Raw genomic sequence first — 12,219 nt, forward strand, 5'->3', positions numbered from 1 at the left:
GGTTTTCGTTATTTGTCAGGAAAAACCATGAAACGTGCCGTTGTCGTATTTAGTGGAGGTCAGGACTCCACCACCTGTCTGGCGCAGGCGCTGCATCAATATGATGAAGTGCACTGTGTGACCTTTGATTATGGTCAGCGCCATCGCGCTGAGATTGATGTCGCACGTGACCTGGCCTTAAAACTCGGCGCACGCGCACACAAAGTTCTCGACGTCACGCTGCTTAGCGAACTGGCGGTCAGTAGCTTGACCCGCGATAACATTCCGGTACCGGATTACGAACCGGAAGCCAACGGTATTCCCAACACCTTTGTGCCCGGACGTAATATTTTGTTCTTAACGCTGACGGCGATTTATGCATATCAGGTGCAAGCGGAAGCGGTCATTACTGGCGTTTGCGAGACCGATTTCTCCGGCTATCCTGATTGTCGCGATGAGTTTGTCAAAGCGCTGAATCATGCCGTAAGTCTGGGCATGGCAAAAGATATCCGCTTTGAAACCCCGTTGATGTGGCTTGATAAAGCCGAAACCTGGGCACTGGCCGACTACTGGGGCAAGCTGGATCTGGTGCGTGAAGAGACGCTGACTTGCTATAACGGCGTTAAGGGCGACGGTTGCGGCCAGTGTGCCGCCTGTAACCTGCGTGCCAACGGCCTGAAACATTATCTGGCGGATAAACCGGCAGTGATGGCGGCCATGAAGCAGAAAACCGGGTTAAAGTAATTTATTGCGATGATAATGCCGGATGGCGACGCTAATGCGTCTTATCCGGCCTACAAATCGGTATCATTTGCAGGCCTGATGTTTGCAGGCCCGGCAATCTTCCCTTACTTCACCATCTGCTCCAGCTTTTCGCGCAACTCCCCTTCCAGCGGCAGCGCTTTCTGCGTTTTTAAATCGATACAGACGAAGGTAATCAACGCATCGGCCACTACCTGCCCTTCCGGCTCTAACGTGATGGTCTGGTTTAACACACCGCTTTTGCCATTTAACTGTTGTACCTGACTGGTGACGGTCAGCAGATCACTCAGCACGGCGGGGCGCCGGTAGTTGATATTAATGTTAACCACCACAAAAGCGATGTTGTGCGCGGTCATCCACTGGAAGCTATCACTGTTTTCCAGACCGTCCCAGCGGGCTTCTTCCAGAAACTCAAGGTAGCGGGCATTGTTAACATGTTGATAGACATCGAGATGAAAACCACGAACTTTGATTTGTGTTTGCATAGCGCAGGAACCCTAATTTGTTTTTATAGGAATAGACTTGAGGATAAGGAGGCCATAACTGGTATGACCTCTACAGTCTGGCAAATTTTCAGCGCTCTGCAAGTTATTAAAGTGTTAAAACAGCCAGGTTACGCTCCACCAGTGAACTGCCCATTCCCGGCACCTGTTTTAAGTCATCAACCGTTTTAAACGGCCCGTACTCCTCCCGATAGCTGACAATCGCCTGCGCTTTCTTTAGCCCGACACCATTCATGACCCGCGCTAAATCCTCCGCCGACGCGGTATTGATGCTTACCCTGGTGCCTTCATCATCGCTGGCTTTCGTCGGTACCGTCGCTTTGCTATGCGCCGCACCCGCCCCCTCTGCTTTGGTCTGGACCGCCTGGCTTTTAGCGACCGGTTCCGCGGCTAGGGTACTTTGGCTCACGCCAGCACAGGTTAATGAAAGGGTGATAAGCAGTGCTTTGATTCCATGTTTCATACTGTTTTCTCCTTGTTTGTTAACAGTGGAATCACGATAGCGAGGTGGAGAACAGCAGACAAATGGCAAAATTCAGAAATGGAAAAGGCCGCGAAAGCGGCCTTTGGTGTATACAACTTTTTGCAATTTTTTGCGAAGCGTCTCGATTATTGCTGCTGTTCCAGCGCGTCACCGACTTTAATTTTTGCCGCTTTACGCAGGTTACTCATCAGCGCTTCAAAGACAATCTGCGCGTTGTTCTGAGTAATCCCCTGAACCATTGCTTTCTTCTGCTCTTCTGGCATTGAACCCGCTTTCACCGCGTCGAGCGCCAGCAGAACAACGTTGCCCTGCATATCGTTCGCTACGCCGTAGCTCGGCTTGTCATTCGCCGGCAGCGCCAGACCAAACGCCGCCTGGCTCAGCGGATCCTGACCTGTACGGCTCAGGGTTTTCGCTTCACCAAAACTCAGACCTGCCGCTTTCATTGCTTCATCGCCTTTACCGGCTTTCAGCGCAGCCAGCAGTTTGTCGGCATCCAGCTTCGCTTGCTGCTCTGCTTTGTTATGCTTAACAAGCGCGGTTACCTGATCTTTCACTTCAGCCAGCGGCTTAACAGCTTCCGCTTTGTGCTCAGCAATACGCAGCACAAACGCGCGATCGCCATCCACGGTGATGATGTCAGAGTTGCTGCCCGGAGTGCCATTCTCACCAACCAGGCCACCATTGAAAATGATGTCTGAAACCGGTTTGAAATTCAGCTCTTCAGGCAGGCTGTCACGGCTAAACCAGCCTGTTTCAACGGCTTTCATACCCGCTGCCTGCTCAGCCCCCGCGAGGGATTCGTTATCGTTGCTTGCCGCATCGCTGACTTTCTGCTGCAGCGCATAGTAGGCATCCAGCGCTTTTTCCTGCTTCACTTTCGCCGCAATCTCTTCACGTGCTTCGCTCAGCGGTTTAACCTGCGCTGGCTGGACATCATCAAGACGAGCAACCAGGAAACCCACAGAAGACTTGATCACGCCTGACAGTTGGCCTTTTTCTTTCAGACCCGCATTCTTCAGCTCTTCTGGCGTGGTGGATTCTTCCAGCCATCCCATATCACCGCCGTTACGGGCAGAGATAATGTCGGCGGATTTTTCCTTCGCCAGGGCGGCAAAATCACCACCTTTGTTCAGCGCATCCAGTACCGCTTTGGCTTCATCTTCCGTTTTGGTCTGGATGATGCTGTAGCGATTACGCTGCGGTTGAGTGAACTGATCCTGATGCTGGTCATAATAAGACTGAATATCCGCATCGCTGGCTGTTTCCTGCATAGCTGCAGCATCCAGCTTGATGTAGCTCACACGGAACTGCTCCGGCATCATAAAGTGGTTTTTATTCTGCTCGTAGTAGCTGGCAACTTCCTGCTCGGAAACCGACTGTTTCGCTGCAAGTGCGTTGACGTCAATAGTCGCTTCACGCACGATACGCTGCTGTGCAACCAGCGCCGCCAGTTCGTCCGTTTCCCCCTTCAGCATGAACTCTGTCCCGGCTACGCCGTTGATCAACTGCTGGGTGGTGAGTTGGTTACGCAGCGCCTGAGCATACTGGTCTGCGGTCATCCCCATCTGATTTACAATTGCGTTATAGCGGTTGTTATCAAATTTACCGTCAACCTGGAAAGCAGGCGTTGAGAAGATAGCCTGTTTAACCTGCTCATCGCTGATGCTGAGCTTCAGTTCGCGAGAGTATTGGTCCAGCAGCGCTTCGTCTACCAGACGATTCAGCACCTGCTGACGCAGCGTTTTCATGTAGCCTTCATTCGCCGCCAGCTCAGAGAACTGATCGCCCAGCTGCTGCTGCATGCGATTACGTTCACTGTTAAACGCATTCTCAAACTGCCCGCGGCTAATTTCCTGGCCATTCACTTTTGCGGCGTAGTTGTTGCTTCCGCCAATCAGGTAACCACTCACGCCGGTCAAAATGAACGACACGATAATGATACCGAAAATAATCTTGAGCACGAGACTGTTAGCAGCCGTGCGTAAGCTGTCCATCATGGTGTAACCACACTCCGCTGTAGGTGACTGTATACCTCACGCAGCATAGCGTTTTCTGAACGCTGCGTGGAAAGGTCTATTGTGACAAGAAACAGGGGCGATTGTCAGCCCACAACACGTAGAAAGTCCCGGAATCACAAATAAAAAAGGCACATCTGTTGATGCGCCCTTGTACTTAGTCACATCCCCAAAGGGGGAATCACTTAGTTTACCGCGTCTTTCAGTGCTTTACCTGCACGGAAACCCGGTACTTTAGCCGCGGCGATAGTGATCTCTTTACCAGTTTGCGGGTTGCGACCAGTACGGGCAGCACGCTCTTTAACGGCAAAAGTACCAAAACCTACCAGCGCTACGTCATCACCTTCTTTCAGGGATTCGGTAACAGAAGCAATAATTGCATCTAACGCACGTCCAGCCGCAGCTTTAGAGATATCAGCCCCTGCAGCAATTTTGTCGATCAGTTGAGATTTATTCACTCTTCTCTTCCTCTTTATAATTTATATCGCACCTGAATCCTTCAAAGTGCGAACGCGCAGCAGTTATATCAGGCCTGCCATGCCCTTACAACACCCGTTAATGATGGCAAGCCTAATCCGTCATCTAAATTAGCTATACAAAAAAAGGCTGGCAAGTCCGAAATGGCCTGCCAGCCCTGTTTTTATTGACGCTCTTTGCGCGAGGTCACTATTTTGCCGTCACAACCTGCATACCTGAAGGTTCGTTTTGCAGTGCCAGAGTCAGAACTTCCTCAATGCGCTTCACCGGATGGATGTCCAGATCGGCGAGAACGTTGTCCGGAATCTCTTCCAGGTCACGTTTGTTTTCATCAGGAATTAAGACCGTTTTGATACCACCACGGTGTGCTGCCAGCAGTTTTTCTTTCAAACCACCGATCGGCAAAACCTGACCACGCAGGGTGATCTCGCCGGTCATGGCAACATCCGCACGAACCGGGTTACCGGTCAGGCACGATACCAGTGCGGTACACATAGCAATACCTGCGCTTGGACCATCTTTCGGCGTTGCCCCTTCAGGGACGTGAACGTGAATATCACGTTTTTCGTAGAAGTCCGGGTTAATACCCAGTTTCTCTGCACGTGCGCGTACCACGGTCAGCGCTGCCTGAATGGATTCCTGCATCACTTCGCCCAGAGAACCGGTGTAGGTCAGCTTGCCTTTACCCGGCACACAGGCGGTTTCGATGGTCAGCAGATCGCCACCCACTTCAGTCCACGCCAGACCAGTGACCTGACCTACGCGGTTTTCGTTGTCCGCACGGCCGTAGTCAAAGCGCTGTACACCCAGGTAATCGTGCAGGTTATCGCCATTGATCTCGATATGTTTCAGTGACTTATCAAGCAATAGTTGTTTCACCGCTTTGCGGCACAGTTTGGAGATTTCACGCTCCAGACTACGCACGCCCGCTTCACGGGTGTAGTAACGAATAATGCCCACAATGGCGCTATCGTCGACCGTCAGTTCACCTTTTTTCAGCGCGTTACGCTCAATCTGCTTCGGCAGCAGGTGGCGTTTAGCAATATTCAGCTTCTCGTCTTCGGTATAACCGGACAGACGGATCACTTCCATACGATCCAGCAGCGGTGCCGGAATGTTCATGGAGTTAGAGGTCGCAACAAACATCACGTCGCTGAGATCGTAGTCCACTTCCAGGTAGTGATCGCTGAACGCCACGTTCTGTTCGGGATCCAGCACTTCAAGCAGTGCGGAAGCCGGATCGCCACGCATGTCGGAAGACATTTTGTCGATCTCATCGAGCAGGAACAGCGGGTTTTTAACGCCCACCTTGGCCATTTTCTGGATCAGTTTGCCCGGCATTGAACCGATATAGGTCCGGCGGTGACCGCGGATTTCCGCTTCGTCACGCACGCCACCCAGCGCCATACGGATGTATTTACGCCCGGTCGCTTTAGCAATGGACTGCCCCAGAGAGGTTTTACCCACCCCCGGCGGCCCTACCAGGCACAGGATCGGCCCCTTGATTTTGTTGACTCGGCTTTGAACCGCAAGATACTCAAGGATGCGGTCTTTCACGCGCTCCAGACCATAATGATCGGTATCGAGGATCTCCTGCGCCTGACGCAGGTCTTTTTTGACCTTGCTACGCGCGTTCCACGGTACCTGCACCATCCAGTCGATGTAGCCGCGAACCACGGTCGCTTCTGCCGACATCGGAGACATCATTTTCAGCTTCTGCAGTTCTGCTTCCGCTTTCTCTTTTGCCTCTTTCGGCATTTTCGCCGCGTCGATTTTACGTTTCAGCGCTTCGTTTTCATCCGGCGCGTCGTCCATCTCGCCGAGTTCTTTCTGAATGGCTTTCATTTGCTCGTTCAGATAGTACTCACGCTGGGACTTCTCCATCTGCTTTTTCACGCGATTGCGAATACGCTTCTCAACCTGCAGCAGATCGATTTCAGATTCCATCATTGCCATCAGATATTCCAGACGTTCGTTAACGTCTGACATCTCCAGCACGGACTGCTTATCCGCCAGTTTTAGTGGCATGTGCGCAGCGATGGTGTCCGCCAGGCGTGCAGGATCGTCAATGCTATTAAGCGACGTCAGCACTTCTGGTGGGATTTTCTTGTTCAGCTTGATATAGCCTTCGAACTGGCTGATTGCGGTACGCACCAGCACTTCCTGTTCGCGCTCATCAATGGCCGGCGAATCAAGGTACTCCGCTTTCGCAGAGAAATGCTCACCGTTATCAGACAGCGCAGAAATACGCGCGCGCTGTAACCCCTCGACCAGCACCTTTACGGTGCCGTCAGGCAGTTTCAGCATCTGCAAAATAGAGGCCACGGTCCCGACGGTGAAAAGATCGTTTACACCCGGCTCATCCGTTGATGCTTCTTTCTGTGCGACCAGCATGATTTTTTTATCATGGTCCATGGCCGCTTCCAGACAACGGATAGATTTTTCCCGCCCTACAAATAAGGGTATGACCATGTGCGGATAAACCACCACATCGCGCAACGGCAATACGGGGATTTCAATGCGTTCAGAACGCTCAGGATTCATAGAGCTCTCTCTTAGTTTAGTGTCCGCCAGGTAATCAGGTGGCATTGCTGTGCTTCTTATTACCACCTTTAACATGTATGTCAGTATATGGGGATGTTTCCCACACATTCAACGCCATGTTTACGGAAAAATAAAAGGGGAGATAAAATCCCCCCTTTTTGATTAACCGATTGTATAAAATGGTTAATTATTCGCCAGATGCCTGCTGCGCTTCCGGCTTACCGTAAATCAGTAATGGCTTGCTCTGACCACCGATAACGGACTCGTCGATAACCACTTTTTCGACGCCTTCCATAGAAGGCAGATCGTACATGGTGTCGAGCAGTGCAGCTTCAACGATAGAACGCAGACCACGAGCACCGGTTTTACGCGCCATCGCTTTCTTGGCGATAGCATCCAGCGCTTCGTCACGGAATTCCAGATCCACGCCTTCAAGATTGAACAACGCCTGATACTGCTTGGTCAGGGCGTTTTTCGGCTCTTTCAGGATTTGGATCAGCGCATCTTCGCTCAGCTCGGTCAACGTTGCCACCACCGGCAGACGTCCGATGAACTCAGGGATCAGACCAAATTTGATCAGATCTTCCGGCTCAACCTGCGACAGCAGTTCACCTTCGCTGGCTTTATCAGACTGGGCTTTTACCGTCGCGCCAAAACCAATGCCGGAGCCGGTTTCAACACGGTTAGCAATCACCTTATCCAGACCGGCAAATGCACCGCCACAGATAAACAGGATCTTAGAGGTATCAACCTGCAAGAACTCCTGCTGCGGATGTTTACGTCCGCCCTGCGGAGGCACAGCAGCAACCGTACCTTCGATCAGTTTCAACAGCGCTTGCTGTACGCCTTCGCCGGAAACATCACGCGTGATGGACGGGTTGTCTGATTTACGCGAGATCTTGTCGATCTCATCAATATAGACAATGCCGCGCTGCGCTTTCTGTACGTCGTAATCGCACTTCTGCAACAATTTCTGAATGATATTTTCAACGTCCTCACCCACATAACCTGCTTCGGTCAGGGTGGTGGCGTCGGCCATAGTGAACGGAACGTCCAGCAGGCGCGCCAGCGTTTCAGCCAGCAGCGTTTTACCGGAACCCGTCGGGCCGATCAGCAGGATGTTACTTTTGCCCAACTCGACGCCATTGCTGGTGTCGCCGTTGCGCAGACGTTTGTAATGGTTGTATACCGCGACCGCCAGCACTTTCTTCGCCTGCTCCTGACCGATAACGTAATCGTCCAGGTGGTTGCGAATTTCATGCGGCGTCGGCAGCGCACTGCGTTCACGATGCGGTGCGACTTCCTTAATCTCTTCGCGAATGATGTCATTACATAAATCAACACATTCGTCGCAGATATACACGGATGGTCCGGCAATCAGCTTGCGCACTTCATGCTGGCTTTTGCCGCAAAAAGAGCAGTACAACAATTTGCCCGAGCCATCTTTGCGTTTATCTGTCATGAGTCAAAACCTCTTCTTTGTTCTTTGTGCCGCACACGACGACGCAAATGCCATTCTCAGGCGCAAGCCGCTTGTCAGCGTTGTGCCGCCCTTCATTAGTATATACACAAAATCATTCGAGCTACATCGAGGCGGCAACTAAGCGACTCCCCAGGCGCTTACATAAGTAAGTAACTGGGGGGAGCGCTGGCAGCCAACAAAGAGGTAGCGTGAAGGATGAAGTGTATAGCGACACACTTGCGTCCTGGGCATCAATTACGATGGGTCAAAATCGAGTCGACCAGACCGTACTCTACTGCTTCAGAAGCAGAGAGGAAGCGATCGCGCTCGGTGTCACGTTCAATCTGCTCAAGCGATTGACCCGTATGATGCGCCATAAGTTCATTCATGCGCCCTTTCACTTTAAGGATTTCACGGGCATGAATTTCAATATCCGTTGCCTGGCCCTGGTAACCGCCCAGAGGCTGGTGGATCATGACGCGAGAGTTAGGCAGGCAGAAGCGTTTATCTTTTGCCCCTGCAGTCAACAGGAACGCGCCCATTGAGCACGCCTGGCCCATACAAATGGTGCTAACGTCCGGCTTAATAAACTGCATGGTGTCATAGATAGACATCCCTGCGGTAATTACCCCACCCGGGGAGTTGATGTACAGGTAGATATCTTTTTCTGGGTTTTCCGCTTCCAGGAACAGCATCTGCGCCACGATCAGGTTAGCCATATGGTCTTCGACCTGGCCGGTCAGAAAAATGACGCGTTCCTTAAGTAGACGAGAATAGATATCAAAAGAGCGCTCGCCACGTGAGGTCTGTTCAATGACCATCGGCACCAGCGCCATATGGGGTGCAAAGTTATCTCGTTCGCCGCTGTATGACATTTCCGTCTCCTGGATAAAATTTGAAAAAACCTGCTGTGCTGATTGTAACCTTATGGACGGATTATCAGCTAGTCCCTCAGTAATGGGTACGACATCGCCATAATTCAAGCATAACAATCTTTTGTTGTAACGCTAACACTGAAACGCTGTTTTCGCACCCTTCCCATGCAAAATGCGTGACAAAAAAAAACCCGCCACCGGAAGGTGACGGGCTTATGTGCGAATTTCGTGCTAAAAACGCGACGAATTACGCCTGCTGGTTCATCAGTTCGTTGAAGGTAGTGGCTTTTTCAGTCACTTTTGCCTTCGCCAGAACCGCTTCAACAGCCTGCTCTTCCAGAGCGACGTTACGCATGTTTTCCATCAGCTCTTTGTTCTTGCTGTAGAATTCAACCACTTCTTTCGGATCTTCGTAAGCAGAAGCCATCTCTTCGATCAGGCCTTTTACGCGTTCTTCGTCAGCTTTCAGCTCGTTGGTACGAATAACTTCGCCCAGCAGCAGGCCAACAACAACGCGACGCTTAGCCTGTTCTTCGAACAGTTCACGCGGCAGTTCCAGAGCTTGTTTCTCGTTGCCACCGAAACGCTGTGCAGCCTGACGACGCAGAACGTCGATTTCGTTGTCAATCATGGCAACAGGAACGTCGATGTCATTCGCTTTTACCAGACCTTCGATCGCCTGAGACTTAACGCGGTTACGCACGGCGCCTTTCAGCTCGCGTTCCATGTTTTTACGCACTTCAGCACGCAGACCGGCAACAGAACCATCTTCCACGCCGAAACGCTTGATGAATTCTTCAGTCAGTTCCGGCAGTTCACGCTCTTCAACTTTCTTCAGGTTGATAACGAATTTAGCCGCTTTACCTTTCAGGTTTTCAGCGTGGTAGTCTTCCGGGAAGGTCACTTCGATAGTGAACTCTTCGCCAGCTTTGTGACCTTTAACGCCTTCTTCGAAGCCTGGGATCATACGACCCTGACCCATTGCCAGTACGAAGTCAGACGCTTTGCCGCCTTCGAACTCTTCGCCGTCTACAGAACCGGTGAAGTCGATGGTGACACGGTCTTCTGCATCAGCAGCGCCGTCTTTGTCTTTCCAGGTCGCCTGCTGCTTACGCAGGGTGTCCAGCATGACGTCAACGTCAGCGTCGGTGACTTCAACAACCGGTTTTTCAACTTCGATTGCGTCCAGACCCTTCAGCTCAACTTCCGGGTAAACTTCAAACTCTACCGCGTAAGTAAAATCTTCACCCAGTTTGTATTCGCCCGGAACGTAGTTCGGAGAGCCAGCCGGATTAATTTTTTCTTTGATGATTGCATCAACGAAGTGACGGCTCATCAGGTCGCCCAGAACGTCCTGGCGAACAGAAGCGCCATAACGCTGAGCAACAACATTCATCGGTACTTTTCCCTTGCGAAAGCCGTCAATACGCACTTTCTTCGCTACGTTGACCAGCTCGCTTTTCACAGCGTTTTCGATGCTGTCAGCAGCGATAGTAATCGTTACACGGCGGCCAAGGCCTTGAGTGGTTTCAACTGAAACTTGCATCTTGTTACCTCAAAAAATCACAGTGCTCGGTCAACTCTTCTCCGCAAGCACAGGTTGTTGGCTTCGCGGAACCGGGATGTTCTCAAAATCAATCACATTCCCTGTCGTCAGAATCATCCCGAAGACATTCCGAAAAATAAGACGCGCATTATAGCGGCATCACTTTTATGAGTCGAGAACGGTTATCGCGCGTTGCTGCGGCTTTTTTCACAATTCCCGGCTAATTTTTGTCTGAATACTGTACGACTGACTCAGAATTCAGACAAAATAAAACGGCCCGTAGGCCGTTTTCACATAATCTGTAGCAACATACTGGAAAAGCGCCGGTTGTTGCAAATCCGTTTTTCTACGCGATGCTTCCCGCTCCACGACAGGGAGGCGATGCAAAAATCGTGTCCTGCAACGCTTCCCACTCCTTGGTGGTGTAGGTATGCAGGGCTAACGCATGTACGGTTGTGGAGAGTTCCGCCGTTAACGTACTGTAAATCATCCGATGACGATTAAGAAAACGTTCACCTGTAAAGCGATCGCTGACCAGCACAACCTTAAAGTGGCTTTCAGAACCTGCCGGAACATTGTGACGATAGCTTTCATCCACAACTTCGAGGAACACGGGTTGGAACGCTGCCCTTAATTTTTCTTCTATTTGCTCACGAATCATCATGAAATTTTTCCTCCGACAACGCTGAGATGTCACCCATCCCTTTAAATACTAGCCGCTTTTACCGTTTCCATTACACCTTAGCAACAAAAAATTAGCGTTTATCTGATTTTCTCAGCCAAACGAATGAAGTTCACTGATTCAACTGTCCGGTTTATTGCAAAAAGTCCATTTATGGTCTCATCAAAGTAGATAAACGGACAACGCAATGAATTTACATGCGTTACCCACTTCCCCTCGTCTCTGGCAATGTTATGATGGCGGGAATTTTCTCTAACCATAAAATGTAGATCCACTGAGAACCCCTGGCATGTTTAAAAAAATCCTCTTTCCGTTAGTCGCGCTGTTTATGTTAGCTGGATGCGCAACACCACCGACCACCATTGACGTTTCGCCAAAAATTACCCTGCCGCAGCAGGACCCTAGCCTGATGGGTGTGACCCTCAGCATTAATGGGGCCGATCAGCGTCAGGATCAGGCTCTGGCCAAAGTCACCCGCGACAATCAACTGGTAACGCTGACTGCATCCCGCGATCTGCGTTTCCTGCTGCAAGAAGTGCTGGAAAAACAGATGACCGCACGCGGTTATATGATTGGTCCAAACGGTGCTGTTAACCTGCAAATCATCGTGAGCCAGCTGTACGCCGACGTGTCTCAGGGTAGCGTGCGTTACAACATCGCCACCAAGGCAGACATCGCCATTATTGCTACCGCAGCCAACGGCAACAAGATGACCAAAAACTACCGCGCAAGCTATTCTGTTGAAGGCGCGCTGCAGGCCTCTAACAAAAATATTGCTGATGCCGTTAACAGCGTCCTGACCGATACCATCGCTGATATGTCTCAGGACACCAGCGTTCACGATTTCATCAAGCAGAACGCACGTTAATTTCTGCCCTTATGGCCCG

Annotated in this window: 11 protein-coding genes; 2 read left to right on the plus strand and 9 right to left on the minus strand. The window is 51.0% G+C overall.

The window, feature by feature from the left end; all coding sequences use genetic code 11:
* The first annotated feature begins 27 nt into the window (after window positions 1–27).
* Window positions 28–723: a 7-cyano-7-deazaguanine synthase QueC gene (gene queC, locus AC3ITF_RS16875; protein WP_117342123.1), complete on the plus strand. Its 696-nt coding sequence runs from the start codon at window positions 28–30 to the stop codon at window positions 721–723.
* Between the two features lie 104 nt (window positions 724–827).
* On the opposite strand, the gene fadM is transcribed toward queC, so the two are convergent.
* From fadM to bolA, 9 genes are all read right to left on the minus strand, one after another.
* A complete protein-coding gene (gene fadM / locus AC3ITF_RS16880) occupies window positions 828–1,226 on the minus strand; it encodes a long-chain acyl-CoA thioesterase FadM (RefSeq protein ID WP_096758059.1) in 399 nt (132 codons plus the stop codon).
* Between the two features lie 106 nt (window positions 1,227–1,332).
* A complete protein-coding gene (locus AC3ITF_RS16885; RefSeq protein ID WP_096758060.1) occupies window positions 1,333–1,707 on the minus strand; it encodes a helix-hairpin-helix domain-containing protein in 375 nt (124 codons plus the stop codon).
* Between the two features lie 146 nt (window positions 1,708–1,853).
* A complete protein-coding gene (gene ppiD, locus AC3ITF_RS16890; RefSeq protein ID WP_489175862.1) occupies window positions 1,854–3,728 on the minus strand; it encodes a peptidylprolyl isomerase in 1,875 nt (624 codons plus the stop codon).
* Between the two features lie 203 nt (window positions 3,729–3,931).
* On the minus strand, window positions 3,932–4,204 hold the full coding sequence (hupB, locus tag AC3ITF_RS16895; protein WP_003021629.1) for a nucleoid-associated protein HU-beta: 273 nt from the start codon (window positions 4,202–4,204) through the stop codon (window positions 3,932–3,934).
* Window positions 4,205–4,412: 208 nt separating this feature from the next.
* Window positions 4,413–6,767 (minus strand): endopeptidase La, encoded by a 2,355-nt coding sequence (gene lon / locus AC3ITF_RS16900; protein ID WP_096758062.1) that lies wholly within the window; start codon window positions 6,765–6,767, stop codon window positions 4,413–4,415.
* A gap of 187 nt (window positions 6,768–6,954) precedes the next feature.
* Window positions 6,955–8,229, minus strand: coding sequence for an ATP-dependent protease ATP-binding subunit ClpX (gene clpX / locus AC3ITF_RS16905; protein WP_489175863.1), 1,275 nt, complete (start codon window positions 8,227–8,229; stop codon window positions 6,955–6,957).
* Window positions 8,230–8,480: 251 nt separating this feature from the next.
* Complete coding sequence (gene clpP / locus AC3ITF_RS16910; protein WP_096758064.1) at window positions 8,481–9,104, minus strand: ATP-dependent Clp endopeptidase proteolytic subunit ClpP; 624 nt, start codon at window positions 9,102–9,104, stop codon at window positions 8,481–8,483.
* A 247-nt stretch (window positions 9,105–9,351) separates the two neighbouring features.
* On the minus strand, window positions 9,352–10,650 hold the full coding sequence (gene tig / locus AC3ITF_RS16915) for a trigger factor (protein WP_096758065.1): 1,299 nt from the start codon (window positions 10,648–10,650) through the stop codon (window positions 9,352–9,354).
* 346 nt (window positions 10,651–10,996) lie between these two features.
* Window positions 10,997–11,314: a transcriptional regulator BolA gene (gene bolA, locus AC3ITF_RS16920; RefSeq protein WP_096758066.1), complete on the minus strand. Its 318-nt coding sequence runs from the start codon at window positions 11,312–11,314 to the stop codon at window positions 10,997–10,999.
* 307 nt (window positions 11,315–11,621) lie between these two features.
* Between bolA and AC3ITF_RS16925 the strand changes: the two genes are divergently transcribed.
* Window positions 11,622–12,200 carry a lipoprotein gene (locus AC3ITF_RS16925; RefSeq protein WP_096758067.1) on the plus strand — a complete coding sequence of 193 codons (579 nt, stop codon included), beginning with the start codon at window positions 11,622–11,624 and terminating at the stop codon, window positions 12,198–12,200.
* Window positions 12,201–12,219 lie beyond the last annotated feature (19 nt).

This window comes from Citrobacter sp. KH_055_1 (assembly GCF_057838705.1).

Coding starts and splice junctions, on each gene's coding strand:
- clpX (WP_489175863.1), bottom strand. CDS start 8,229: ATGACAGATAAACGCAAAGATGGCTCGGGCAAATTGTTGTACTGCTCT.
- fadM (WP_096758059.1), bottom strand. CDS start 1,226: ATGCAAACACAAATCAAAGTTCGTGGTTTTCATCTCGATGTCTATCAA.
- queC (WP_117342123.1), top strand. CDS start 28: ATGAAACGTGCCGTTGTCGTATTTAGTGGAGGTCAGGACTCCACCACC.
- tig (WP_096758065.1), bottom strand. CDS start 10,650: ATGCAAGTTTCAGTTGAAACCACTCAAGGCCTTGGCCGCCGTGTAACG.
- AC3ITF_RS16885 (WP_096758060.1), bottom strand. CDS start 1,707: ATGAAACATGGAATCAAAGCACTGCTTATCACCCTTTCATTAACCTGT.
- clpP (WP_096758064.1), bottom strand. CDS start 9,104: ATGTCATACAGCGGCGAACGAGATAACTTTGCACCCCATATGGCGCTG.
- bolA (WP_096758066.1), bottom strand. CDS start 11,314: ATGATGATTCGTGAGCAAATAGAAGAAAAATTAAGGGCAGCGTTCCAA.
- ppiD (WP_489175862.1), bottom strand. CDS start 3,728: ATGATGGACAGCTTACGCACGGCTGCTAACAGTCTCGTGCTCAAGATT.
- lon (WP_096758062.1), bottom strand. CDS start 6,767: ATGAATCCTGAGCGTTCTGAACGCATTGAAATCCCCGTATTGCCGTTG.
- AC3ITF_RS16925 (WP_096758067.1), top strand. CDS start 11,622: ATGTTTAAAAAAATCCTCTTTCCGTTAGTCGCGCTGTTTATGTTAGCT.